This is a genomic window from Pseudomonas sp. P1_F7 (genome assembly GCF_056405655.1).
Genome location: NZ_JBFUBR010000027.1, coordinates 1 through 25,668, shown reverse-complemented (window position 1 = coordinate 25,668; position 25,668 = coordinate 1). Strand labels below are relative to the sequence as shown.

At 61.9% G+C, this 25,668-nt stretch carries 18 protein-coding genes; 5 read left to right on the top strand and 13 right to left on the bottom strand.

What is annotated here, in order from left to right; genetic code table 11:
- The first annotated feature begins 188 nt into the window (after positions 1-188).
- Positions 189-647, top strand: a complete 459-nt coding sequence (locus AC1D1M_RS29355; protein ID WP_477778397.1) for an REP-associated tyrosine transposase — start codon at positions 189-191, stop codon at positions 645-647.
- 343 nt (positions 648-990) lie between these two features.
- On the opposite strand, the gene surE is transcribed toward AC1D1M_RS29355, so the two are convergent.
- The 7 genes from surE to AC1D1M_RS29320 all read right to left on the bottom strand — a co-directional run bounded on the left by surE (position 991) and on the right by AC1D1M_RS29320 (position 11,752).
- The gene (gene surE, locus AC1D1M_RS29350) at positions 991-1,968 is read right to left on the bottom strand and encodes a 5'/3'-nucleotidase SurE (protein WP_477778396.1); all 978 of its coding nucleotides are present in this window, start codon (positions 1,966-1,968) and stop codon (positions 991-993) included.
- Positions 1,969-2,046: 78 nt separating this feature from the next.
- Entirely contained in the window at positions 2,047-3,384 is a 1,338-nt protein-coding gene (locus tag AC1D1M_RS29345; RefSeq protein ID WP_223541600.1) for a DUF1329 domain-containing protein, read from the bottom strand.
- Positions 3,275-3,625, bottom strand: a complete 351-nt coding sequence (locus AC1D1M_RS29340; protein WP_223541592.1) for a DUF1302 family protein — start codon at positions 3,623-3,625, stop codon at positions 3,275-3,277. The genes AC1D1M_RS29345 and AC1D1M_RS29340 overlap by 110 nt, the downstream gene beginning before the upstream one ends.
- A 187-nt stretch (positions 3,626-3,812) precedes the next feature.
- Positions 3,813-6,101, bottom strand: coding sequence for a HEAT repeat domain-containing protein (locus AC1D1M_RS29335; RefSeq protein WP_477778395.1), 2,289 nt, complete (start codon positions 6,099-6,101; stop codon positions 3,813-3,815).
- A 187-nt stretch (positions 6,102-6,288) separates the two neighbouring features.
- Positions 6,289-8,568: an arylsulfatase gene (locus AC1D1M_RS29330; RefSeq protein WP_477778394.1), complete on the bottom strand. Its 2,280-nt coding sequence runs from the start codon at positions 8,566-8,568 to the stop codon at positions 6,289-6,291.
- Positions 8,569-8,831: 263 nt separating this feature from the next.
- Complete coding sequence (locus AC1D1M_RS29325; RefSeq protein ID WP_477778393.1) at positions 8,832-10,211, bottom strand: DUF1329 domain-containing protein; 1,380 nt, start codon at positions 10,209-10,211, stop codon at positions 8,832-8,834.
- 23 nt (positions 10,212-10,234) lie between these two features.
- A complete protein-coding gene (locus tag AC1D1M_RS29320) occupies positions 10,235-11,752 on the bottom strand; it encodes a DUF1302 domain-containing protein (RefSeq protein ID WP_477778414.1) in 1,518 nt (505 codons plus the stop codon).
- A gap of 443 nt (positions 11,753-12,195) precedes the next feature.
- On the opposite strand from AC1D1M_RS29320, the gene AC1D1M_RS29315 reads away from it, so the two are divergent.
- Together AC1D1M_RS29315 and AC1D1M_RS29310 are read left to right on the top strand one after the other, a co-directional pair.
- The gene (locus tag AC1D1M_RS29315) at positions 12,196-13,938 is read left to right on the top strand and encodes an FAD-binding protein (RefSeq protein ID WP_477778392.1); all 1,743 of its coding nucleotides are present in this window, start codon (positions 12,196-12,198) and stop codon (positions 13,936-13,938) included.
- Complete coding sequence (locus tag AC1D1M_RS29310) at positions 13,935-14,813, top strand: SDR family NAD(P)-dependent oxidoreductase (RefSeq protein WP_477778391.1); 879 nt, start codon at positions 13,935-13,937, stop codon at positions 14,811-14,813. The genes AC1D1M_RS29315 and AC1D1M_RS29310 overlap by 4 nt, the downstream gene beginning before the upstream one ends.
- 199 nt (positions 14,814-15,012) lie before the next feature.
- Here the strand turns inward: AC1D1M_RS29310 and AC1D1M_RS29305 are convergent, their stop codons facing one another.
- From AC1D1M_RS29305 to AC1D1M_RS29280, 6 genes are all read right to left on the bottom strand, one after another.
- Complete coding sequence (locus tag AC1D1M_RS29305; RefSeq protein ID WP_477778390.1) at positions 15,013-16,593, bottom strand: FadD3 family acyl-CoA ligase; 1,581 nt, start codon at positions 16,591-16,593, stop codon at positions 15,013-15,015.
- A 72-nt stretch (positions 16,594-16,665) separates the two neighbouring features.
- Positions 16,666-17,412 (bottom strand): SDR family NAD(P)-dependent oxidoreductase, encoded by a 747-nt coding sequence (locus AC1D1M_RS29300; RefSeq protein ID WP_477778389.1) that lies wholly within the window; start codon positions 17,410-17,412, stop codon positions 16,666-16,668.
- Positions 17,413-17,563: 151 nt separating this feature from the next.
- The gene (locus AC1D1M_RS29295) at positions 17,564-18,646 is read right to left on the bottom strand and encodes a 2Fe-2S iron-sulfur cluster-binding protein (protein ID WP_477778388.1); all 1,083 of its coding nucleotides are present in this window, start codon (positions 18,644-18,646) and stop codon (positions 17,564-17,566) included.
- Positions 18,647-18,659: 13 nt separating this feature from the next.
- Positions 18,660-19,415 carry a glucose 1-dehydrogenase gene (locus tag AC1D1M_RS29290; RefSeq protein WP_477778387.1) on the bottom strand — a complete coding sequence of 252 codons (756 nt, stop codon included), beginning with the start codon at positions 19,413-19,415 and terminating at the stop codon, positions 18,660-18,662.
- Complete coding sequence (locus tag AC1D1M_RS29285; RefSeq protein ID WP_477778386.1) at positions 19,403-21,082, bottom strand: FAD-binding protein; 1,680 nt, start codon at positions 21,080-21,082, stop codon at positions 19,403-19,405. Before AC1D1M_RS29285 ends, AC1D1M_RS29290 begins: the two co-directional genes overlap by 13 nt.
- 9 nt (positions 21,083-21,091) lie before the next feature.
- Positions 21,092-21,607: a flavin reductase family protein gene (locus AC1D1M_RS29280; RefSeq protein WP_477778385.1), complete on the bottom strand. Its 516-nt coding sequence runs from the start codon at positions 21,605-21,607 to the stop codon at positions 21,092-21,094.
- Between the two features lie 1,233 nt (positions 21,608-22,840).
- Between AC1D1M_RS29280 and AC1D1M_RS29275 the strand changes: the two genes are divergently transcribed.
- Positions 22,841-24,025, top strand: coding sequence for an acyl-CoA dehydrogenase family protein (locus AC1D1M_RS29275; RefSeq protein ID WP_477778384.1), 1,185 nt, complete (start codon positions 22,841-22,843; stop codon positions 24,023-24,025).
- A 123-nt stretch (positions 24,026-24,148) separates the two neighbouring features.
- Positions 24,149-25,270: an LLM class flavin-dependent oxidoreductase gene (locus AC1D1M_RS29270; protein WP_056722369.1), complete on the top strand. Its 1,122-nt coding sequence runs from the start codon at positions 24,149-24,151 to the stop codon at positions 25,268-25,270.
- Positions 25,271-25,668 lie beyond the last annotated feature (398 nt).

Sequence of the window (25,668 nt, the reverse complement as noted above, 5' to 3'; positions counted from 1 at the left end):
CGCGAGYAAGCTCGCTCCCACAATGTTTTTTGGATAGCCGTAGATTTTGCGCACACCAGACAACCCTGTGGGAGCGAGCTTGCTCGCGATGGCAATCTATCAGACACATCCAGTCAAAAGCTGACTCAACTCTCAAGCATCCACCGGTCTAGCCTTCCTCCTGAATTCACCATGGAGAGGGCAAAGGAATGCCGGATTTACCCGCCTCACATCGCCTGCGCACAGGCCGCTATCCTGAACCCAACAGGATTTACCTGCTGACGAGCAACACGCTGGACCGAGAACCGGTTTTCAAGGATTTCGGTTTGGGCAGGCTGGTCGTCAAGCAATTTCAATATGCACAGGAACAATACTGGGCGAACTCTTTAGCCTGGGTTGTCATGCCCGATCACTTTCATTGGTTGATCGAACTGCAGCAGTGCTCACTCAATCAGCTGATGCAAAAAACCAAATCATTGAGTACGCGGGCCGTGAACATGTCCGTCGGACGTAAAGGCAGCCTTTGGCAGCAGGGCTATCACGATCGGGCACTGCGGCGGGATGAAGACCTGGTGAAGCTTGCTCGATATGTCGTCGCCAACCCGTTGCGGGCTGGGTTGGTTGAGAAGCTTGGCGACTATCCGTTGTGGGATGCGATCTGGGTTTGATCTGGAACCGTGTTGCCTCAATCGCGAGCAAGCTCGCTCCCACAGTGAATTTGGTTGTTCGCAGATATTGCGTACACCCGCTAACCCTGTGGGAGCGAGCTTGCTCGCGATGGCGGAGTGTCAGTCGACATCTATTTTGAATGTGCTGGCCTCATCGCGAGCAAGCTCGCTCCCACAGTAATTTCGGTTGGTTGCATATTTTGTGTACACCCACGAATCCTGTGGGAGCGAGCTTGCTCGCGATGGCGGTCTGTCAGGCGACATTGATGTTGAATGGGCCGGCCTCTTCGCGAGCAAGCTCGCTCCCACAATGGTTTTGTGATTAACACCATTCTGCGAAGGCTTAAGGCTTGATGCCTTGCAACATCTTCTTCGCCTGATCCTGCATCGCCTGCGGCGCGGTCATGTTGCCGTCGATCACGGTGATCACCGCGTAGCCTTGCCACAGTTGATAGGCATCGGCCTTTTGCTGGGCGTCGGTTGGTGTCGACGGTGCGGCCAGGTTGACGTGGACCACGCCGTCGGCGCCGCGCTGTGAGGTGAAGTTCACCCGATCCCAGTTGCCGATCGGGGCAAAGCTCACGCCTTTGACTTCTTCGGGTTTCAGGGGCGGGTAGTTGAGGTTCAAACCGCTGATACCCGGCAGGCCGAGCACGTTCAAATCACACTGGTGTTTGTTCTTGGTGCAGGCCTGTTTAGCTTCGGTACCGGCCAGGCTCGCCTGTTCAATGACCTTCACGGCAAACCGCGACGTGTCGTCCATGGCGCCAAGGGTCTTGCGGTAGCCGGCCTGCTGGTCGCGGATGATCAGGTCCATGTCGATGGCCGTGGACACCGCTACTGCCGGAACACCTTTGAACATCGCGCGTACCGCAGCGTTCAGGGTGCCGGACATCTGCGTCAACGGGCCGACGTTTTCGCCGAAGTTGCTGCCGGATACCACCAGGTCTGGCGGCGAACCCTTGAGGATCACATCGAGGCCGACGTTGACCGCATCCACTGGCGTGCCGATGGCAGAGGTCTTGCCGGCAGGCGGGGTGTAGCCCTCCGGCGGCCCGACGCAAAATTTGCCCGGCGCCAGTTCGGTCACCGCCAGGGCCTGGCCGGGCACGACCACGCTGGCGGCGCTGATGCCGCTGCTGTCGTTCAATGGGCCGACCAGCGTGACCTTGTGCCCGGCGTCGGTCAGGGCGCGGTACATCGCATCGATACCGGGTGCGCGGCAACCGTCGTCGTTGGTCAGCAGGATGTTCAGGGCATTGGCGTGCATCGACAGGCCAACGCTGGCCATGGCGATGACGCCGGTGAGGAGTTTATTCATGGGCAGTCTTCCGTGAAATCTACAGATTTGGAAAAGCATAACGCCCCGACCGAATGAGTCGGTCGGGGCGCTGAGGTTTTAGCGGGTGCCGAGTTTGCGCAGGTTGCCAGGGGTGAATTCATCTTCGGTGAAGGCGGTGGCGTTGAGCTTCGCCGGTTTCTGATCGATCAGCATCCGGTCAACCAGATACGAGCCGGCAATCAGGTCGTGATAGATCCCGAGGCGAGCGTGGTAACGCTGCATCTCGTAGGCGTAGATCGAAGTCTGCATGTTGGTGCGCCAGAGTTGACCGCGACTGTCGTAGTTGTCGGCCAGGGTCGCGGACCAGGTGTCCTCATCCAGGTACATCACACGCTTGGCGTACACGTGGCGGGCACCTTCCTTGAGGGTGGCTTGCAGCACCCAGACGCGGTGTTTTTCATAGCGCATGTACTGCGGATCGATATGGCCGGTGGTGGCCAGAATCTGATCGGTGCTCACGCTCGGATCATCGATCTTGTAGTTGTGATAAGGAATGTAGATTTCCTTTTTGCCGACGATGGTCCAGTTGTAGCGGTCCGGTGCACCGTTGAACAAACGGTCTTCGTCGTACACGCGAAAACCTCCCGCGCCGGTCGGCGAGTCGTAGCCTACGGTCGGCGCGCGACGCACCCGGCGCTGACCGGGGCTGTACTGCCAGGCCTGGCGCGGGGAGGAGGTCGGGTTGATGAACTCGTGGCCGACGACGATTTCGCCTTTCTTGCGCACCGGTTCCAGCGTGGTGATCAGGAAGTTGGTGAGGATGCCGTTGGCCGTCTCCAGAGATTTGTCCGGACTGGACCAGATCGAGAAGATCTTGTAGTTGACCTCTTCGAGCACCTTTTCCTTGTTGGCGTACACCACCGCCTGGCCGTAGTTGGCCTCTTCAGTGTTGGCGCGCGACTGCAAGGTATGGTTGAACATCAACTCGCTGCCGTTCTTCGGGATCGGGAACGGAGAAGCACCCCAGGCGTTTTTCGTGTCGTTGTTGTCATTGTCGAGTTCGGCAGTGACGGCGTTTTTCTTGATCAGGTCTTCCATGCGCTGATCAAGGCGGAAGTCGCGGTGGCTCGGGTACACCGGGATCTTGAAGGTATCAGGGTAACGCTTGAGCAACGCTTTCTGGCCATCGGTCAGGTTGTCGGCGTACTTGTCCATGTTCTTCGAATCGATCACGAACAGTGGTTTTTCCGCGGCGTACGGGTCCGGATACGGGGTGCCGGGGCCGGCGTACTTGAGACCCGGTGGCAGACCGCGCCATTTGCCGGACCAGGCCGGGATGCTGCCGTCAGCGTTGCCGGCCTTTTCGGCGCCTATCGGGGTCAGGTCCTGGCCCAGGCGGGCGGCTTCCTCGGGGCTGACCTTGGCGTAAGCCAGGCCACTGCCGAGCAGAGCCACGGTCAATGCCGTGCTCAATAAGGTTTGGGTGAATCTGGACATGCTGTGCTCCTCCGACAGGGGAATCAGAACCGGTTCTTGAAGCTGAGCGCGACGTTGTCGCGGTCGGCCAATGGGCTCTGGGCCGCGGAAAACCCGGGTAGAGCAGGCTCTCACCCCAGCTCACCACCTGGTTGCCCAGGCGCGCGTTGAGGGCGTGACCACTCACGTCCCAGGTGCCATAGGCGTAGTAATCGAGCATGCGCAGCGGTCAGGCCGGCCCGACCTGCAGTTCAGGGGTGGGAAGTGAAGCTGGGGCGACTATGGAGTCACGCTTGCAATGCAACATCGTCCAACCGGACTAAGCGATATCGGGTTGCTCCTCGATTCCACCCTGCGACCCTGGCATTCCGGGCAGGGCTTGCACCACCTACGGGTGCAACGCCAGGCTAACGCAAGCCCAGCTGTCGCTTGAGCTGCGCCAGGCGCGGATCGCCAGGCGCGGCCTGCTCCAGGCGCCGGAGGTACTGCACCGCCTGTTCGCGCTGGCCGCCCGTACCGTGCTGATAAATCAGCGCGTAAAGCAGATCGGGATCTTGCGGGGCTTGCGCCAGACCGGCTTCCAGCGCCGTGCGCGCAGCATCGCGGCGCTGCATTTGTAGCAGGAGCAGCCCCTGGTTGTAGCGAATCCGCGAGTAATCGGGCAAGGCGATAGCGGCCTGCTCCATCCACTGCAAACCTTCCTCGGCCTTACCGCGCTCGACCAGCAACAGCGCCAGCATGTAAGCCAGGTTGCCGCGATCGCTGGCCGGCATCTCTTTGAGTGCCACGCCCTCGCGCAGGACCCGCTCGGCTTCGTCCTGGCGCAAGACGCCGTTTGCCAGCGTCACCAGGTTGATCCGCGCCGGCGAGAAGTACGGATCAAGTTTGAGCGCCTGGCGGTACTGCTCCAGTGCGTCCAACTGTAGAGCCTTGCGCTCCAGCAGCACGGCCAGATTGAGGCGGTTGCCGGGCAGATCGGCATTGCCGCGCAGGCGCCGCTCGTAGTCGTCGAGGGCCGCGGTGAAACCTTCGCGGCGCTCTTTGGGCAGGGCAATCAGGGGAATACCTGCCAGCGCACGCAGCGCCTCGTCGCGCACCGCGCGTTGCGGGTCGTCCAGCAACGGTAGCAGACGCTTGACCCGCTCCACTGGCGCCAGCTCGGTAAAGGCAGGAATCGCGTAGGCACGTACCAACGGGCTCTGGTCTTTGAGCGCCTGAGTCAAGTTCGGCAAGGCCGGCTCGCCCAGCGCCACCAGTTGTTCGGCAGCGGTGGCGCGGACGATCGCCGGCTTGCCCAGGTCGCCAATCACTGCCGCCAGTTGCGGCAACGCATCGGCGCTACCCTGGCGGGCGCCATGCAGCGTTTCGCCGTAGTGCGGCGGCCGCTGCGGCTTGCCGAACCAGCCTTCGATGGCCTTGGCCGCCCACGCCGGCTCCTTGTCCTTATGGCATGCAGTGCAGGCATCCGGGCTGCCGGTCCTGGCGGCAAGATCCGGGCGCGGCAGGCGCAGGCTATGGTCGCGACGCGGGTCAACGACCATGTAGGTCTGCTCCGGCATATGACAATTGACGCACTGCGCGCCGGCAGAGCCCGCCGCGTGGTGATGGTGCTCGGGACTGTCGTAGTTCTTCGCCTGCAAGCTGGGGAAACGTGCAGGTGGTGCCTGGGTGTGGCACTGCTTACAGAGGCCGTTGCCTTCGATCTTGACCTTGGTGGTGTGCGGATCGTGGCAATCCGTACAGGTCACCCCTGCGGCGTACATTTTGCTCTGGGCGAAAGAGCCATAGACGTACACCTCGCCCTGGATCTGCCCATCGGCATGGTAGAGATCGGGCCGTAGAGTGGCCGGCAACACCGCGTCAAGCAGCGGTTTACCCGGCTGCTGGCCGACGCCCAGGCTCTGCCGGCGGCTGTGACAGTAGGCGCATTGTTCCATCAGACCCTGGCTGCCGAGCGCCTTGAAGTCCACCGGCAGGCCTACGTCCCTGGCTTCGCTCTTGGGTTCATCCTTGGCTTTTTCGGCCCATTCGACGTGCTTCTGTGCCGGGCCGTGGCACCCCTGGCAGCCGACGTTCGGCTCGTGCCAAGTGGTGGAGAAACTGTCGGTTTTATCGTTGTAATTCTTCAGCAGGTTGCTCGAATGGCAATCCGCGCACATTGCATTCCAATTCTGGTAGCGCCCGGTCCAGTGCAACGGGTCGTTCGGCGCAATACGCTGACCAGGGTAAAGCGAGAACCAGCGCTGCCCGCCTTCGGCCTTCGGTCGTGTATCCCAGGCAATGGTCAGGCTCTGCAGGCGGCCACCGGGAAACTCCACCAGGTACTGCTGCAGCGGCTTGTAGCCAAAGGTGTAGCGAATCAGGAAGTCCGCCGGCTTGCCATCCGCGCCTTCGATGTTGACGAAGAACTTCTCGCCGCGGCGGAAAAACTTCGCCTGCACGCCGCCATCCTTGAACCGCGCATCCTTGAAATTACCCAGCATATTGGCCGCAGTCGCCTCACGCATCGCCCAGTCGTGATCGGAATTTTTCCAGTCCTTGGCCTGCTTGGCATGGCAACCGAGGCAGCTGCCGGCGGCGGCATAGCCGGCGGGGTCTTTCGCCAAGTGCGGCGATGCGGCCTCCTGTGCATGCACCGGGAGGTTGAGCAGCAGCAGGGAACACAGCCCCAGGAACAGGTTCTTGGCGGTCGACAAGCAATGATCCTCGGACTTAAGACTTTATTTTATTTGGCATTTTATTCACCGACCGGGCCTGCCGAAACTCGACGGCAGCAGCACCGGGATCGACCCAGGCATAATGCCACGCTTCAACAAGCCTGGGTCGGGAAGAGCGCGCAACAGCAGGAGTCGACGAGGCTGCTGCACTGAACTCCCTTGTGACCTACCGTAGTTCGATTGATACCTCCTCGATCCGGCCTCCTGTAAAGGTGTAGCCGGGCGCGGATTCCTCGGGATAGTCACCTGCGGAGGAGCCGTGGTCGATCCCGACGTCAAAGGTTTCTTCGATCGTGTAGAAGGCCGGCGGGCTTGCGGGCAAATGGTCCTTGCCGATCAATACGCCATCGACCAGCAATTGGATCGCTGCGCCCTTGGCGTAACCGCCGCCGTCGTAGTCGAAATCGAAACGAAGTTCGTGACGGCCAGGTTTGAGTGGCTCGGCCCCGCGGAGCGTCACCGTCTTCAGATCGAAAAGGCGGTAAGTGAACATCGGATGCTGTTCGGCATCGAGATAGAGCGACCATCCGGCACTGTTGCCGCCCACCGTCGCAACCACTCCGTGCGCTTGCGCGCCGACATCGACGATTCCAGTCACACTCCATGAACGGTTGTACGTCTTTGGCAGCGCCGATTCAGGGATGCCGACGGCGCCTTCGTGGAAAGTCATGCGAGTGCGACCTTCGTGGAGCGCGGGAAGTCCTTTGGAGCCCGACATGGCGAGGTCGGCGAGCGGAAGCACCTGGTTACGCCCTGCCTCCTGCATGAACAGATCCTTCAACGCAGCGAGTCGTGCCGGCTCTTGCTGTGCCAGATCATTGCCTTGCGAATAGTCTTTTTTCAGGTCGTACAGCTCCCATTGATCTTCCTCGAACTTCTTCGTTGTGAAGCCAATGATGGTTGACCAGGGGAGCCTGCGATGAAACGCCGATGCAATCCAGCCGTCATGGTAGATTGCGCGGTTCCCGAAGACCTCGAAGTACTGAGTGGTGTGGCGCTCGGGCGCTTTCGCGTCAGCAAAGCTGTAGATCAAGCTCGTCCCATCCATGGGCTTCTGCGCGATGCCATTGACCGTGGTTGGCTCTTTGATATGCGCCGCGTCCAGGATGGTCGGCACAATATCGTTGACGTGGCTGAACTGGCTGCGCAATCCGCCGCGATCCATGATTCCCTTCGGCCACGTGATCACCATCGGGTTGCGCGTGCCGCCGAGATGCGATGCAACGGTCTTCGTCCATTGGAACGGTGTGTCCATCGCCCACGCCCAGCCAGCCGGATAGTGCGCGTGCGTGCCAGGTCCGCCGAGTTTATCCAGCTGCGCGAGTTTGCTCGCGTCGCTTTCCGGCAATCCTTGTATGGGGCCGAAATAGTTCGCGCTGCCGAGCAAACCACCTTCGGTGCTCGCTCCATTGTCGCCGACGATGTAGATGAACATCGTGTTGTCGAACTGGCCATTGGCCTTGAGTGCATCGATCAACTTGCCGACCTGGACGTCGGTATGTTCCAGGAAGCCGGCGTAAACCTCCATCAATCGCGAAGCGATGCGCTTCTGATCCGGGGTCAGCGTGTCCCATGCTGGCATCCGTGGGTCTCGTGACGTGAGTACGGTGTCAGCCGGGATGATGCCAAGCTTTTTCTGCCGGGCGAAGGTCTCCTCGCGCAGCTTGTCCCACCCCTGGTCAAACTGACCACGATACTTTTCGATCCACTCCTTCGGTGCCTGCAGCGGAGCATGGGTCGCGCCCGGCGCGAAGTACAGGAACACCGGCTTGTTCGGCGTGACCGAGTGCTGTACGCGCAACCATTCGATCGCGTGGTTGGCGAGATCTTCGGTCAGGTGATAGTTGCTGCCTGGCGGCCGCATGATCGGCGTCGTACCGTCGTAAAGCGACGGATCATATTGATCGGTTTCTCCGCCCATGAAGCCGTAGAAACGTTCGAAACCCTCACCAGTCGGCCATCGGTCGAAGGGGCCGCTCGGCGAAATTTCCCAGTCGGGCGTCTGATGCCATTTGCCAAAGGCGGCAGTGTTGTAGCCATTCTGGCGCAGGATTTCCGCTATGGTCGCAGTATCCTTGGTGTGGAAGCCGCTGTAACCCGGGCGATCGTCAGGCACGTTCTCTACCGTGCCGATCCCGACCGCATGCGGGTTGCGACCGGTCAGTAGTGACGCGCGCGTCGGTGAGCAAATCGAGGTGGTATGAAAGCTGTTGTAACGCAGCCCTTCATGCGCCAGTGTGTCGAGCACCGGTGTCTGGCCGGGCCCGCCAAAAGTTGACGATGCGCCGAAGCCAACATCGTCGAGCATCACGATCACCACATTGGGCGCACCTTTTGGTGCACTTACCTGGTACTCGGGGTGAGGCACAGGTGGGGTTTCCTGTGCGCGAATGGACGCTGCGAAGAGCCCGAGACACAGGACGAGCCATTGACGGTAACAACGCATCGAGTATCTCCAGAATTTTTCTTGTTATAAGAACGAGCGCCGTCGCACTACGCCTTGTCTGATCAGGGCTTGAACCGCCCAGGGTCTCCCGCGCCTCACCAGGTGTGGTCATTCTGCCATCAGTTACCGTGATCACGGAATTCTTGCCACAGCTGATAGGCATCGGTTTTGCTGTTCGGCCGTCGGGGTTGGTGGCGCGACCAGTTTGGCACGCACGATGCCGTCGCCGCCCCGGCCGAACGCGTCGGCCGGGGCGGCGAGGTTTAGCGGGTGCCGAGCTTGCGCAGGTTGCCGGCGGTGAACTCTTCGTCGACGAAATTGCTGGCATTGAGCTTGGCAGGCTTTTGATCGACCAGCATGCGGTCAACCAGGTAGGAGCCTGCGATCAGGTCGTGGTAGATGCCCAGACGGGAGTGGAAACGCTCGATGTGATAGGCGTAGATCGAGGTTTGCATGTTGGTGCGCCACAGTTGCCCACGGCTGTCGTAGTTGTCTGCCAGGGCGGCCTGCCAGCTGTCCTCGTCCAGGTAGAGCACACGCTTGGCATAGAGGTGCCGTGCGTTTGGCTTGAGCGTGGCCTGCACGATCCACACGCGGTGTTTCTCGTAGCGCATGATATCCGGGTTGATGTGACCGGTGGTGGACAGGATCTGTTCGATGTTTACGTCAGGCTGGTCGATCTTGTAGTTGTTGTACGGAATGTAGATCTCTTTTTTACCGACGATGGACCAGTTGTAGCGATCCGGGGCGCCGTTGAACAAGCGATCTTCATCATAGACCCGGAAGCCGCCCGCACCGCTAGGCGAGTCGTAGCCGACGGTCGGCGCGCGGCGCACGCGGCGTTGACCCGGGGAGTATTGCCAGGCTTGCCGTGGTTCGGCGGTGGCATTGATGAACTCGTGACCGACGACGATCTCACCCTTCTTGCGCACGGGTTCCAGGGTCGTGAGCAAAAAGTGCGTGAGGATGCCACCGGATGTGTCCAGGGTCTTTTTGGGGTCGGCCCACACTGAAAAGATCTTGTAGTCGACCTTCTCCGTCACCCGATTTTTGTCGGGATAGATCACTGCCTGTTGGTAGACGGCCTCTTCGGTGAAGGACCGCCCTGACATGGTGTGGTTGAGGATCAGTTCGTTGCCGTTCTTCGGAATCGGGAAAGGCGAGGCACCGAAGGCATTGCTGGTGTCGTTGCCGTCGTTGGAGAGCTCCGCGTTCAGGGCGTTTTTCTTGATGTCGTCTTCGGTGAGCTGATCGACACGGAAGTCGCGATGGCTCGGGTACACCGGCATCTTGAAAGAGTCCGGGTAGCGCTTGAACAAAGCTTTCTGGCCGTCGGTCAGGTTGGCGGCGTACTGGTCCATGTTCTGCGCGGTGATGGTGAACAAGGGTTTTTCAGACGCATAGGGGTCCGGGTACGGCGTGCCTGCACCACCGAACGTGAGACCCGGTGGCAGACCGCGCCATTTGCCGGTCCAGGCCGGGATGCTGCCGTCGGCGTTGCCGGCCTTTTCGGCGCCCATCGGGGTCAGGTCCTGGCCAAGGCGGGCGGCTTCCTCGGGGCTGACCTTGGCGTAAGCCAGGCCACTGCCGAGCAGACCGACGGTCAATGCCGTGCTCAATAAGGTTTGGGTGAATCTGGACATGCTGTGCTCCTCCGACAGGGGAATCAGAACCGGTACTTGAAGTTGAGCGCGACGTTGTCGCGATCGGCCAACGGGCTGTTGTTGGCGTTGCCGAGGTAGGCGTTGTAGCGGGCCTCGACGGTGAAGTTGCCGAGGTAGCGCCACGAACTGCCGATGCTGGCGCGGTTATCGTTCTGGCCGGCGTTGATCGAGCCGACCATCGAGCTGTCGCCGTGGGCGGCGGCGCTGAAGGTGACAGGCACCGTCATGTCCCATCCGCTGAACACGTTGTTGTAGTCAAAGTTCGCTTGCACCGTGTAGCCCCAGGCATCGCGGTCATAGACCAGGCTGTCGGTGCCCGGCAGCGAGAAGCCCGGCGCCAGGGCTACCGGCTGCGACTTGTCGTTGCTGATCACGGTGTTGTAGACCACCTCGCCGGTCAGGCTGGTGTTGTCCGCGAAGGACGTCGGGCCGAGCACGTAGATCATCGACGTTTGCGCTTGCAAGGTCTTGCCGCGCACGGGGCTGGAGAATCCGTTGTTGACCATCACCGGCGTACCGTCGCGGTAGCTGACTTCACCGGCCCAGCTGACGTCGCCCAGCACGGTGGCGAAGCTCGCGCCGAACAGGTCGATGTTGTCGAAGTAGCGCACCTGATAGCGGCCCAGGGTCGATGCGAAGTCCAGTGATGGGGTCTTGTCGTGATAACGCGAGTAGTAGATGCCGAACTCGGTGTTTTTCAGCGACTCGGCGGCGTAGGTGAAGGCCAGACCGTACTGGCCACTGTCGCTCGGTTTGTCGTCCTTCAGACGGGTGACAAAACCGGAGGCGTCGTTGAAGCCGCCCTCGTCGATGAAGTCGGTGGTGGAGAAGTAGCTACCCACGCCGAACAACTCGGTTTTCTCCCACTTGTATTGGTAGTAGGCCTGGATACCCAGGCTTTCGGTCAGGGCGAACTGGGTGAACAGTTGGCCGACCGGCAGCAGGATTTCCTTGACCTCGACGCCCGGAGTGGTCGCCTTGGTCGCGTCCACCGGGCTCTGGGCCGCGGAAATACCCGGGTAGAATAGGCTTTCACCCCAGCTCACCACCTGGTTACCCAGGCGCGCGTTGAGGGCGTGGCCGCTTACGTCCCAGGTGCCATAGGCGTAGTAATCGAGCATGCGCAGTTCATTGCGGTGCTGGTCGATGGTGTCCTGGGAGAAACGGTCGGGTTTGCTGCAATGGCCGCCGGCGAAACAGTTCGAGGTGCCGGTGGTGTTGTCGTTGTCCTGATCGTAGACGTTGTCGTAGAAGCCCGTCGCCCGGACGAACACGCCGTAGTCGTCCTGCCACTTGATGTTGGCTTCGGTGAGAAAGCCGCTGCGGTTGTTGATCAGGCTGCCTTTGTCGAACGCGTTATCGCCATCGTTGCCGTTAGCGTTCGCGGTCAGTTTGTGATCGCGAGCCTCGGTCCGCCAAGCGAGGCTGTACGTCAGTGTAGTGTCCCAGTCGATGCTCAAGTCTTCGCTTGGCTGAAAGCTCATGGCGTTAACGTGAGCGCTTAGTCCGCCAGCCAGCATCAATAGAACAAGCTGTGTGCGAGGGTGCTGTGTTGGTGGGGCGATTATTGTTTTTATCATGTCGTCCTCATGGCCCAGGTCAGACCTGCCCGACCTGCATTTCAGGGGGTGATTGGTGCTGTGGGCGACTATGGAGTCACCAATTGCGCGCAACATCGTCCAAGCGGACTAAGCGATTTGCACGGGAACGGCACACACCGGATCGCTGTAGGAGCTGCCGAAGGCTGCGATCTTTTGACCTGGCCTTTAAAAGATCGCAGCCTCGTTGCACTCGTCAGCTCCTACACAGCTCCTACAGGAGAATTCGGGGGCGGCCTTCGCCTTAGTCCCATCGGACGATGAACACCCGGCGCGTGCGGCGAACAATCCCGAGACCGACTGCACCGGGCGAAGATCCGGCGGTGGCGGTTTCTGCCTGATGGGCGCTGAACAAAGGTGATCGCATGAACGCTGCCGGGATCAAATGGGACGAGTGCTGTGATGTGTTGGTGATTGGCTCTGGAGCCGGGGGCATGACCGCTGCGCTGCGTGCCCACGACTTGGGCCTGAATGCGCTGCTGATCGAAAAGAGCGGCGAGTACGGCGGCACCTCGGCGGTGTCCGGCGGCGGCATCTGGATCCCCGACAACCACCGGATCAAGGCCCTCGGCGGCAGCGATTCGGCAGCCGAAGCGATCGCCTACATCCGCGCCGTGACCCATGGCGAGATCGACGACGGGCGCATCGAAGCCTATGTCGAACACGGCCGGGAGATGGTCGAGTACCTGGAAAAACACACCCGTGTGCGCTTCGAAGCGCAACCGCGCTACGCCGATTACTACCCGGAAGTCGAAGGCGGCAAACCGGGCTATCGCTCGATGGATCCACAACCGTTCGATGCCGCCGAACTCGGCGAAGAATTTTTGCGCATGCGTGCGCCGTCCCCCGGCACCCTGATGATGGGGCGCATGGCGATGACCATGAAAGAGGCGCAGGTGCTGCTGTGCCGTGGCCCCGGCTGGTTGCGCCTGACCCTGCGGGTGATGTGGCGCTACTGGCGTGATCGTGAAGGGCGGCGCTTGTCCCGCCGTGACCGTTTCCTGACCCTGGGCAATGCCTTGATCGGTGCCTTGCGCTGTTCGTTGCAGGATCGCGGCAAGTCGCTGTGGCTCAACTGTGCGCTCGAAGAGTTGCTGCTGGTCGGCGACCGGGTCGGCGGGGCGCGGGTCAATCGCAATGGTCAGTCGCTCAACGTCAAGGCGCGCTACGGGGTGATCATTGCCGCCGGTGGTTTCGAGCGTAATCAGGCGATGCGCGAGCAGTACCTGCCGCAGCCGTCCCGGGCGAACTGGAGTGCAACGCCGCCCAACAATACTGGCGACGGCATCCGCGCCGGTCAGGCCCTTGGCGCCCGCACCGCGCTGATGGAGCACAGCTGGTGGGCGCCGACCACTTACGTCAAGGGCGAAGAAAAACAGCGCGCGCTGTTCGTTGAACGCACCTTGCCGGGGTGCGTGATGGTCAACGCGGCGGGGGAGCGTTTCGTCAATGAAGCCGCGCCCTATACCGATATCGTTTACGCGATGTACGCCAACAACCGTGAAGGCGCCGCGAGCGTGCCGTGCTGGATGGTGTTCGACGCCGAATTCCGCCGCAAATACCCGTGCGGCGCCTTGCTGCCGGGTTATGCCCAGCGCGATTGGCAATTGCCCGAGCATCTGCGCGACTACTTCCAGAAGGCGTCGAGCCTGGAAGAACTGGCGACGAAAATCGGCGTCGACGCTGGCGGGCTGGTGCGCACCGTGCAGCGTTTCAACGGCATGGCCGTGCAGGGCGTCGACGAGGATTTCCACAAGGGCGATTCGCTGTTCGATCGCTACTACGGCGATCCGAACGTGCAACCCAATCCGTGCCTGGCGCCGTTGCTCAAAGGGCCGTTCTACGCCGTGCGCATCGACGCCGGGGACATCGGCACCAAGGGTGGCCTGCTGACCGACGTGCACGCCCGCGTGTTGCATGAAGACGGAGAACCGATCAACGGCCTGTACGCCATCGGCAACAGCGCCGCCTCGATGATGGGCCGCACCTATCCGGGTGCCGGTTCGACCATCGGCCCGGCCATGACCTTCGGTTACCTGGCAGCCAATCACATCAAGCGCCAGAGCGAAACCGCTTCGGCGAAAACCTTGTTCGGGAGTGTCGAATGAACAACCAGCGTCCACAGATCGCCGTAGTGACCGGCGCCAGTCGCGGAGTCGGGCAGGGCATTGCCCTGGCCCTTGGGGCGGCGGGCATGACGGTGTATGTCACCGGTCGTGCCCCGGCGCAGGGTGGATCGAATTTGTACGGGCATGCCTTGAGCGGTTCGCTGGAGGACACCGCCGCCGCGATCACCGCTGCCGGTGGGCGCGGTATCGCGGTGGTCTGTGACCACGCCGATGACGCGCAGGTTCAGGCGCTGTTTACCCGTGTGGAAGATGAGTGCGGGCATCTGGATTTGCTGGTCAACAACGCCGCGTTCATCCATGACCGGTTGATCGAGCCGGGGCCGTTCTGGGCTAAACCACTGGACCTGGTGCGCATTCTCGACGTCGGTCTGCGCTCGGCCTACATCGCCAGCTTCTACGCGGCACCGCTGTTGCTGCGCAGTGCCCAAGGGCTGATTTGCTTTACCTCGTCGTTCGGTGCCGGGTGCTACATGCATGGCCCTGCGTACGGCGCGCAAAAGGCCGGCGTCGACAAGCTGGCGGCCGACATGGCGATCGATTTCGAAGGGCAGGGCGTGGCGGCGTTGTCGCTGTGGCTAGGCCCGCAACTGACCGAACGCACCAGGATAGCCGGCGAGCAGCATGGCGAGCAGTACAAGGCGTTTCTCGCCCATGCCGAAACCCCGCAATTCAACGGGCGGGTGATACATGCCTTGCTCAATGATCCGCAGTTGATGGCGTTGTCCGGGCAGACCCTGATCACCGCTGAAATCGCCCCAGGCTACGGCATCAGCGAAGCCGAAGGCCGCCAGCCACCATCCCACCGTGCCATGCTCGGAGATCCACGCCAGCAACATCCGGCGCGGGTGGTCTGAATTCACAATCTTTAAGACATACGCAAAAACCTGTGGGAGCGAGCTYGCTCGCGATGACGGCAGAACATTCAACATCTAKGTTGACTGACCTGACGCTATCGCGAGCAAGCTCGCTCCCACAGTTGATCTGTGTCGGACGCGAAATCTGTGTASACCCTCGRACAYTGTRGGAGCGAGCTCGCTCTTACAGGAAGTGTGCTTAATCTGCTGGCTGCAGTGCCCATTCGCGCAACACATTCTTGGTCACTTTGCCCGCCGCATTGATCGGCATCTTCTGCAGCACCTGCACCCGGCGCGGCACCTTGTAGTTGGCCATCTGCTCTCGGCACCAGGCGAGGAATCGGGCCTGCTCGATCTCGATGCCTGGCGCGGGCAGCAGGAACGCCATCGCCACTTCACCCATGCGCTCGTCAGGAATACCGATCACCGCTGCCTGGGCCACACCCGGATAGGTCAGCAAACACTGTTCGATCTCCGCCGGGTACACATTGAAGCCACCGGTGATGAACATGTCCTTGAGGCGGTCGGTGATGCGCAGGTAACCCTGTTCGTCGAGCATGCCGATGTCGCCGGTGTGCAGCCAGCCGTCGGCGTCGAGAATCTCCTGGCTGGCTTCGGGGTTGTTGAGATAACCCTGCATCAGGTTGTAGCCGCGAATCTGCACTTCACCGGGAATGTTGGCCGGCTGGCTGCGACCGCTGTTGCCGACACAGCGCACTTCCACCCCCGGCATCGCCCGGCCACTGGTGTTGGCGACCAGTTCCGCCGAGTCGCCGGAGCGGCAGATCGTGGCGAAACCGCAGACTTCCGTCAGGCCATACGCGGTGACGATGGTGGCGAATCCCAGTTCGTCGCGCATGCGGTGGATCATTTCCACCGGGATCGCCGCCGCCCCGGTCACCGCCACGCGCAAGGAGCTCAGGTCGAATTCACTGCGTTGCGGATGGGCAAGCAACGATTGATACAACGTCGGTGGCCCGGGCAACACGCTGATGCGTTCGCGCTGCACGCATTCGAGCACGGCCTGCACGTCGAACACTTGCTGCGGCAGGAGGGTGCAGCCACGCATCAACGCAGCCAGCCAACCGGCCTTGTAGCCGAAGGAGTGGAAGAACGGATTGACGATCAGGTAGCGATCGCTCTCGCGCAAGCCGACGATATCGCTCCAGTCGCGCACGATGCGCAGGTTCTGGCCGTGGCTGGTCATCACGCCTTTGGGTTTGCCGGTGGTGCCCGAGGTGAACAGCACGTCGGACAAGGCCTGCGGGCCAACGCTCTGTTCGCGGGTGCGCAAGACAAGGTGCGGCACGTCGGCCCCCAGATCCAAAAACCGTTCCCAAGCCAGGGTGCCCGAATTGGCGCCGCGCAGGCTGATGATGTGGCGCAGGGCAGGCAAGTCTTCCGACGCCAGCATGCCGGGGTAGTCCGCGCCGAGGAATTCGCCGATGGCAAACAGCACGCAGGTACCGCTTTCGCGCAGGATGTAGCCAGCTTCGCTGCCCTTCATCCGGGTATTGAGCGGTACCAGGGCGGCGCCGACACTTTGCAGGGCGCCGGCGGCGACGATCCATTCCCACACGTTGGGCGCCCAGATTGCCACGCGGTCCCCGACCTGTACGTCGAGGGCCAGCAGTGCGCGGGCAGCCTGGCGGCGCAGTTGGTCCAGTTGTCGGTAGCTGATGGTGTGGCCCGCGTCCTCGATGGCCGGGCGGTCGCCGTAGGCCTGGGCAGCGTTGGCGAACAGTTGAGCAATGGTCAGTGCGGTAGCGACAGGCGGCATGGGGCCTCCCCGGTTAGAAGACAAGTACGAGAAAGGGAGTAGGCCGGGCAGGGCGCCCGGCCGGATTGCGAATTACTGGGCGGGCGGGGCGAAACGGCGACCGGCGGAGAAACCACCGTCCACGGCGATCATCTGGCCGCTGACAAAGGACGCTTCGTCGGATGCCAGGAACAGCGCGACGTTGGCCACTTCTTCCGGTTGCCCGGAGCGGCTGAGCATGTGCTGCGAGGCGAAAAACGCGTGGAACGCGTCATTGTCACGGACCATGCTGGTCATCGGCGTTTCGATCAGGCCCGGGCACAGGCCATTGACGCGAATGTTGGCGTAGCCGTAGTCGATGGCCATCGAGCGGGTCAGCTGGTTGATGCCGCCCTTGGACACGTTGTAGGCCACGTTGCCGTCGCAGCCTTGCAGGCCGAAGATCGAACCGACGTTGATGATCGAACCACCGCGCTGCTCAACCATCGATTCCAGCGCGTATTTGCTGGTGAGCATGCTGCCGGTCAGGTTGATGTCCATCACCCGTTGCCAGGCGGCGGTGGTGGTCTGGGTCACGCTGCCCTGGTCGGCGACGCCGGCGGCGTTGACCAGTACGTCGATGCGCCCGAAGCGGCTGATGACTTCTTGCATGACCTGCTGCACCTGCGCTTCGTCGCGCACGTCCAGGGTCATGAACAGGCCGGGAAAGTCTGCCGGTGCGCTGCCGATGTCCAGCCCGATCACTTGCGCGCCTTCGGCAGCGAAACGGCGCACGCAGGCCAGACCGATACCCGAAGCGCCGCCGGTGACTACCGCGACCTTATTCTGCAAACGAGCCATAACTGCACCTCTTTATTGTTGTGGGCTAATGCTGTGGCCGAGTCTAACTGCAGACCGGGCCGGACATGATCGTCCGTTGAGACTATGGCGACAGAGCGCAGGATCAAAAGATCGCAGCCTGCGGCAGCTCCTACAAGGGGGACGCGTAGCCTCAATCGGGGAATTTCAGGTATACCCGGGCGCCGGTCGGGCGGCTCTGGCAGGCCAGCGTCCAGCCATCGGCCAGTTCCTTGGCACTCAATACATCGTTGCGCGCCAACTGGATTTCACCTTCCTTGACCACGCACATGCAGGCCCCGCAAAAACCTTCTTCACAGGACGACGGCACGTCCAGGCCGGCAGCCTTGCAACTTTGCAGCAGGGTGTCGCCGGGTTTGCAGGCGATTTCGTGTTGCTGGCCATCGAGTTCGACGATCAGCGCTTCGCATTGCGAATCCATGGCCGCCGCCCGCGCCACGGCTTCTTCGGCCAACAGTTCATCGGGGTCCGGTGGCGAGACGAAGCGTTCGACATGGATCCGTTCGGCCGCTTCGCCCAGTGCCAGCAGCGTGCGCTCCACGGTGTCCATGAACGGTCCCGGCCCGCAGATGAAGTAGTCGCCGCCGGCCGATCCGCGCAGCAGATGACGGACCTGATGGTCCGTCAGGAAGCCCTGCACCGAATCGAGGACGTGCACCACGTGCAGTTGATCAGGATGCGCCTTGATCAACTGGCACAGCTCGTCCTTGAAAATCACCGACGCCTCATCGCGGTTGGCGTAGATCAACTTGATCGGCCGCCGACTGCTGTGCAGCACCGACTTGAGAATGGAAAACACCGGGGTGATGCCCGAACCGCCCCCGAACAGGACCAGGGGCTTTTCGGTGTCCGCCTGCGGGTCCAGGCAGAACAGCCCGGCCGGTGGCAGCACTTCCAGCCAGTCTCCGACCTGCACTTCATTCATCCAGTTCGACACCCGGCCGCCGTCGACCCGTTTCACCGTGACCTTGGGCAGCGCGTCCGCGAGGGGCGAGCTGGCCATGGAATAGCAGCGGGTCAACAGTTTGCCGGCCAAGGGCACGCGAAAACTCAGGAACTGGCCCGGTTTGTAGCGAAAGCGCTCACGCAGGGTTGGCGGTACGTCCAGCACCAGCGAGCGCGCATCGGCGGTCTCGTCGATCACCGCGCACACTTGCAATGAGACGCTTCCCGTCGTGTGTTCGGCCGGAATCAGGTTCTGATGTTGCGTGCCCATGTTCACCTCGGCCTCAGAGCCCGCTGATCAGTTGGGCGTTGTCGACACGGATCTCGGCACCGTTGACGAATCGCGACTCGTCGGCGGCGAGGAACAGCACCACGTTGGCAATGTCCCGTGGCGCGGCCATGCGGTTCATCGGGTCCTGGTCCAGGGCTTCCTGCGGGATCGGCTGACCACCGGCCAGGGCCTGGGTCATCGGCGTGTTCACGCCATCGGGGTGCACGCTGTTGCAGCGGATGCGGTAGCCCTGCTGCTTGCAGTGCAGGGCAATGGAACGGGTCATCGCCGCCACTGCGCCTTTGGATGCCGAGTAAGCGCAGAACATCGGCATCGCGCCCAACGCCGCCACTGACGACATGTTGATGATCGAGCCGCCGCCGGTTTCCTTCATGGCCTGGATCGCGTACTTGCAGCCGAGGAAGTAGCCTTCGCCGTTGATCTTCTGCACCTTCTGCCACAGCTCCAGCGTGGTGTCTTCGATGCTGCCCAGGGCCAGGATCGCGGCGTTGTTGACCAGTACATCGAGGCGGCCGAAGTGTTCGACGGTGGTTTTAACGACGTGTTGCCAATCGCTTTCGCTGGCGATGTCGTGGCGGATGAACAGCGCATTGGCGCCGATTTCCGCAGCGGCCTGACGACCGGCCTCTTCGTTGAGGTCGGTCAGTACCACTTTGGCGCCTTCGCGGGCCAGCAGCAGGGCATCTTCGCGACCGATGCCGCTGGCGGCGCCGGTGATGATGCAGACTTTGCCTTCTACACGTTGCATTGTTGTTCTCCTGATCGTGCGGTTTGAAGTGCGAATTGGTCGGCCACGTGGGCGGCAGCCCGGCGACCGGAATAGATGCAATCGGCCAGGGACAGGCCGGAGACATACAGGTTGGAAGCGACCCCGACCGCATTGCGGCCAGCGCTGTAGAGACCGTTTATTGGCTGGCCCGCGTGGTCCAGCACCCGACCGCTGTCCTCGCAGACCTTCAGCCCGCCCAGGGTGATGACCGGGCAGGGGAAGAGTTTGCTGTCGAAAGACAGGTCGAGTGCGTACCACGGGCCTTGTTCCAGGTTGGCAAGCATCGCGGTGGATTTGCCGAACTCGTCGGCGACCTCACCCCGTGCCGCGCGGGAATAGCGTTCGACACTCTGGCGCAGCAGTTCCGGCGGCAGGTTGCAGCGTTTGGCCAACCCGGCCAGGCTGGTGCTGCGTTTGGCGTTGAACAGCAGATTGAGCAGGACTGGCAGGCGCTGGAAATTCCAGACTTTGCCGGGGCCGACTTGACTGAGTGCTTCTCGAACCAGCGCCCGATTGAGAATCAGAATGGCGCGACCGTTCTGTTCTTCGACCATGGCGTGGCCGAGGGTCGCGCCGTAGATTTCTTCGTTGGCGTAACGTTGTCCGCGAGCATTGACGATCAGCCCGCGGGCCCAGGCCAGTGGCGGATTGATGAAACGCCAGGCGCTGACCTTGTCCATCCGCGCCACGCTGCCACCGGCACTCTGGCCCAGGGCGATGCCGCTGCCATTGCAACCGGTGGCACCCAGCGGCAGACCGGCCAGGTACTGCGGCGCGTGTTGGCACACCAGATCGCGATTGAAGATAAAACCGCCGCTGCTCAGCAGCACCGCCTGTTCGGCGCGAATCAATTGCCGAATGGCGCTGGTCTGTTCGATGCTGCGCTGACGGGCGCGCAAGCGGTCGGCCAACGCCGGAGCGTACATATGAATGGCGGCGGCCCAGCGTGACAGACGCGCATGTTGTTCGGCGGCGCGGCTGCCGGAAGGCAACTGCCAGGCTTCGACACCGAGGACCTTGTCGTCGAGGTCGAGTACCAGTCGCCGCACTTCGCACTGGCTGCGCAGGCGTGCGCCATTACGCAAGGCGCTGGCCTTGAGCGGGGCGAACAGGCTGGCGCCGGACATGCCCGGACCTTTGGTGCGATGACCGCGGGGCGCCGGTTTGGCGCTGGCGGCATAGACCGGCACGGCTTCGTTGCCGGAGTAATAGAGGTAGTACTGGTCACTCGGGTACGAGGTTTTGTGCGGTGGCACGCTGGCCTCGAAGGCCGCGCCTTGTCGCTCCAGCCAGGCCAGTTGCTCGCGGCTGCCGTCGCAGAAATTGCGCAGCGTCTCGTGGCTGACGGCTTCGCCGACTTCCTGACGCAGGTAATTGAACATGGCTTCGCTGGTGTCTTCATAGCCAGCCTGACGTTGATACGGTGTGCCGCCACCGGCATACACCACGCCACCGCTGAGCGCCGTGGCGCCGCCGCCTTCGAAGCGATCCAGTGCGAGCACCGACAGGCCGCGAGTGCTGGCTTCGATGGCGGCACAGGCGCCGGCTCCGCCAAACCCGACGATCAGCAAGTCGCAGCGGTCATCCCATGGCAACTGGTCGGCGCTGTTCACTCGCAACGCCGTCAATCCGTTCACGCCGTCCATGCCCAGGCCTCAGCCGGCTACAGCGAAGGAGGGTGCGGGTTTGGCGGTGGTGGTGTAGCTGCCGTCGAGGTAGACCAGCGGGGTGATTTCGGCGGTGGTGTGGATCTGCAGGATGCGCCCGATGAACACCGTGTGGGTGCCGTAGCTGAAGTGGCCGTCCTGACGGCAGAGGATCGCCGACTGCGCGTCACCCAGGTAAGGAATGCCGCCGGGGCTGGTCAGCCAGTTGCCCCGGTCGAAGCGCGCTTCGCCCTTGATGGCGCCGCTGCACAGGTTGGCCAGGTCTTGTTGTTCTACGCCGAGGATGTTGACGCAGAAGTCGGCGCCGGTGGCCAGTGCGGCGTGGGGCGAGGCGGTCTTGTTGACGCAGATCAGCAGCGATGGTGGTTCGGTGCTTAGGGAGTCGACCGCGGTGGCGGCCATGGCGAAGCGTTCGGAGCCGTTGCTGGTGCTGATAATGGTGACTGACTTGGCCAGGCGGCGCATGGCCTGGAGCATGTCGGCTTTGAGATTGACGTCGTTCATCGCACTGGGCCTTTTTGTTGGTTGGGGAGTGCGATGGATTCTTGCTCTGGCTCTTGTCTGGGGCATCGTCCGAGGGGACTAGGCCTTGGCGGCCTCTGGGCCGACCAGGCTGGTGGTTTGGGTTGTGTACATATCCGTTTCTTCGGTAACGGCGGCTGGCGGTTTCGCCCTTACGGCGAGTCCCTTTTGTCAAACGACACAAAAGGAACCAAAAAGTCTCGCCCCTTACGTACGGCCCCTCGCTGAGGCTCGGCGTTCCTTCGCTGCGGTATTCATCCGGGGGCATTGCCCTCCGGTCGGCTTCGCTTCGACCTACATGCAATGAGTTCGACTGCGTCGAACGGCGCTGCGCGCCAATCCCCGGATGAACACCTCCACTCAGCCTGCCGAGGGGGCGGGTGGATCAAGATCAAGAGCTGCAGGCGAGCTAACGCTCGGCCTGATGAGTGGTGAGAAGCGTGGGTGTACGCCGCTCTGCTTTTGCTTTTCTGTGGGAGCGAGCTTGCTCGCGATGGCGGCCTGCCAGCCGACCAATTCCTTACAGATGTACTCAGCACCTGTGGGAGCGAGCTTGCTCGCGATAGCGGCCTGCCAGCCGACCAGGTACCTCCCAGACGAACGAAACCCGCGAACAGGCCGGCCGGTAGGCCGCCTCGGGCGCTGTTGCGGTACACGCCCCCTCGTGAGGCCGAGTGGAGGTTCTGCGCAGTGGGCAACCCGGCATGGATGCCGGGTTAGCCGCCCCCGGCCATGGATGGCCGATGGCGGCGGGCCCACGGAGCAGGACCGGAGCGAGGGGATGCCGAGCCACAGCGAGGCACCGAATGTCAGGGGCAAGAGCCCTTTGGTTACTTTGGGGCTTTTCCAAAGTGACCCGCCGTAAGGGCGGAACCCTAAGCGGCCGTGACCGCAGCAATGGATATGTACACCCACAAAACACTCGTCGCCTGACACAAAGCCATCGCGAGCAAGCTCGCTCCCACAGGGATCTTCAGTGGCCACAAGTCCCGAGTAAAACAGGGGACTCAATGTGGGCCTGCCCGCGAAGACGGCCTGCCAGCCAACACTCCTCTTTCAGATTCACCTCCAAAAAACTTTTCCCCAATCCCACATGGTCCGTTTGAGGGATGCCCGCCGCTTTGCGCATTGTTTGAATGCCAGTGTAGGGGCGCTACACCCGCCCCGTTGCACGCGCGCCCCGGCGGACGGGGTGAACAAAGGAGAACAATAAAAATGCTCAACCAAGACCTGATTCGCCAGCGTCTGAGCCAACGTGCCCGCGAGTTGGTGCCGATCCTGCGTGAACGCGCCCTGAATGCCGCGCAAGCAGGCCAGTTGCCTGAAGAAACCCTGAAGGATTTCCACGACGCCGGTTTCTTTCGCATCCTGCAACCGTCCCGTTGGGAAGGTTATGAACTGGAGCCCAAGGATTTCTTCGACGTACAGATGACCCTTGCCGAAGGCTGCATGTCCTCGGCCTGGGTACTTGGCGTGGTAGCGATCCACAACTGGCAACTGGCGCTGTTCGACGACCGCGCGGCCCAGGATGTCTGGGGCAGCGACTCCAGCGTGCTGATCTCGTCTTCCTATATGCCGGTAGGCAAGGTCGAGCGGGTCGACGGTGGCTTCAAGTTGAGCGGCCGCTGGGGCTTTTCTTCCGGCAGCAAGCATTGCGACTGGGCGTTCCTCGGTGCGCTGGTACCGCCGGCAGAGGCGGGTGGGGCGCCGGATTATCGGACGTTCCTGGTGCCGCGCAGCGACTACCAGATTCTCGACAACTGGAACGTCATGGGCCTGGAAGCCACTGGCTCCCACGACATTCTGGTGGAAAACGCCTTCGTTCCCGAGTACCGCACCCATCGCGCGTTCGACGGTTTCATGCAGAACAGTCCGGGCAACGAGGTGAACATCGCGCCGTTGTTCCGCCTGCCGTTCGGGCAGATTTTCGTGCGTGCGGTTTCGTCCTCGGCTATCGGTGCCCTGCAAGGCGCGGTGGATCAGTTTGTCGAGCACAACCGTGCCCGGGTCGGGGTCAATGACGGTCGCAAGATGGTCCAGGACCCAGCCGCGCAATCGTCGCTGGCCAACGCCATGGTCTGCGTCGATGAGTGCAAGACCGTGCTGCATCGCAACTTCGCCCTGATGCTGGAACGCGCGCAGAAGGGGGAGCCGTTGAGCATGCCCGAGCGGGTGAAGATGCGTTACGACTCGGCGCTGGTGGCCGACAAGTGCGCCAAGGCCGTTGGCGACCTGATGTTCAACAGCGGTGCTTCGACGATCTTCCGCAGCCATCCGATCAACCGTGCGTTCCGCGACATTCACACCGGTCGCGCCCACGTGGCCAACAGCCCGGCCAAGTACGCCTGGAACCTCGGCGGCGTGAGCATGGGTCAGGACAGCAACGACTTTTTCCTCTGACGCTTCCCTGCAAACCGGCTAGTCCGTTTGCGTGATTCGAGCGCCCTGCCAATACCCGAGCATGGGCGCAAGGCACAGGTCTCTGGCGCCGACTGCGCATCCAAATAAGCACAAGGATCAACCATGAAATTTTCCCTGATTTACGAAGCACAGACGGTGGATTCCAGCCGCGAAGGCGACCGCAAGATTTTCGAAGATACCGTCGAACAGGCCGTGCTCGCTGACAAGCTCGGCTTCGACACCTTCTGGTGCGTGGAGCACACCGCGCTGAGCAACTACTCGCACATGTCCGCGCCGGAAACCATGCTGGCGTTCGTTGCCGGTAAAACCGAGCGCATCGGCATCGGTCACGGCGTGGTCTGCCTGCCTCCGGCGATGAACCATCCGGTGAAAGTCGCCGAGCGCATCGCCACCCTCGACCTGTTGTCCAAGGGCCGTGTGCACTTTGGTGTGGGCAAGGGCGGCACCCAGCAGGAAGCCGGCACCTTCGGCTACGACCTCGCGACCTTGCAGCCGCAGATCGACGAGATGATGTACCTGATCCCGAAAATGTTCGTGCAGGACGAGATCGAGCACAACGGCGACTTCGTGCAGATCCCCAAGCGCCCGATCCATCCAAAGCCTTACCAGGATCCGCACCCGCCGATGTACCTGGCATGCACCAACACCGAGTCGCTGAAAAATGCCGGCGGTCGTGGCATGGGAGCCCTGGTGCTGGGCTTCGGTGGCCCGGAAGAGATCGCCAAGAAGGTCGAGGTGTATCACACGGCCTACGACAACCGCGATGAGAAGAAGCAGGTCGGTTTCCGCCCTAACCGCCACATCGCCGCGCTGTGCCCGGCCATCGTGCTGGACGACAACGCAGAAGCGCGCCGTATCGGTATCCGTGGCCAGCGCTACTTCATGGAGTCCCTGGGCTACTGGTACGGCGGTGGCGAGCGTCCGGACCCGGAGAAGTGGAAAGACGACACCTACGTCGATGGCAACGGCCAGAGCGTGATCAAGTCGCGCTTCGCCTCGGAAGAAGTCAGCGTCGACTTCTCCGACCCGACCATGGCCATGATGAACCCGAACCACGCCTACGGCACCGTCGAGGATTGCATCGGCTACGTGCAGCGCCTGATCGATGCCGGCGCCGACGAAATCCTGTTCATCTGCCAGATGGGCACCGTGCCGCAGTGGGCACAGCTGGAGACCTTGAAGAACATTGGCGAGAAGGTGATTCCGCATTTTCGTAAGGGTTGAAAGTTGACGCTAAAGGCGTGAACACCGCATCCCCCCTGTGGGAGCGAGCTTGCTCGCGATAGCGGTCTTACATTCAGCATCGATGTTGACTGGTATGGCCCCATCGCGAGCAAGCTCGCTCCCACAGTTGATCGCATTTCAGGCCTGGCACGGACGTCAGGCCAACTTTCCAACGGGTCCCCAAGGCCCGTTTTTTTATGCCTGCCAGATAAGGCGTTGAACACCGCCTATCCCCTGTGGGAGCGAGCTTGAACTGGCCTAATGATTTTGGACACTTCAATCGGGCGCTATGATGGCGCCCAAATCTGAGGTGTTGGGTTATGCGTAAATCTTATTCGAGTGAGTTCAAACTCAAGGCTGCCAGCATGGTACTGGACGAGGGGCAGTCGGTGCCTGAG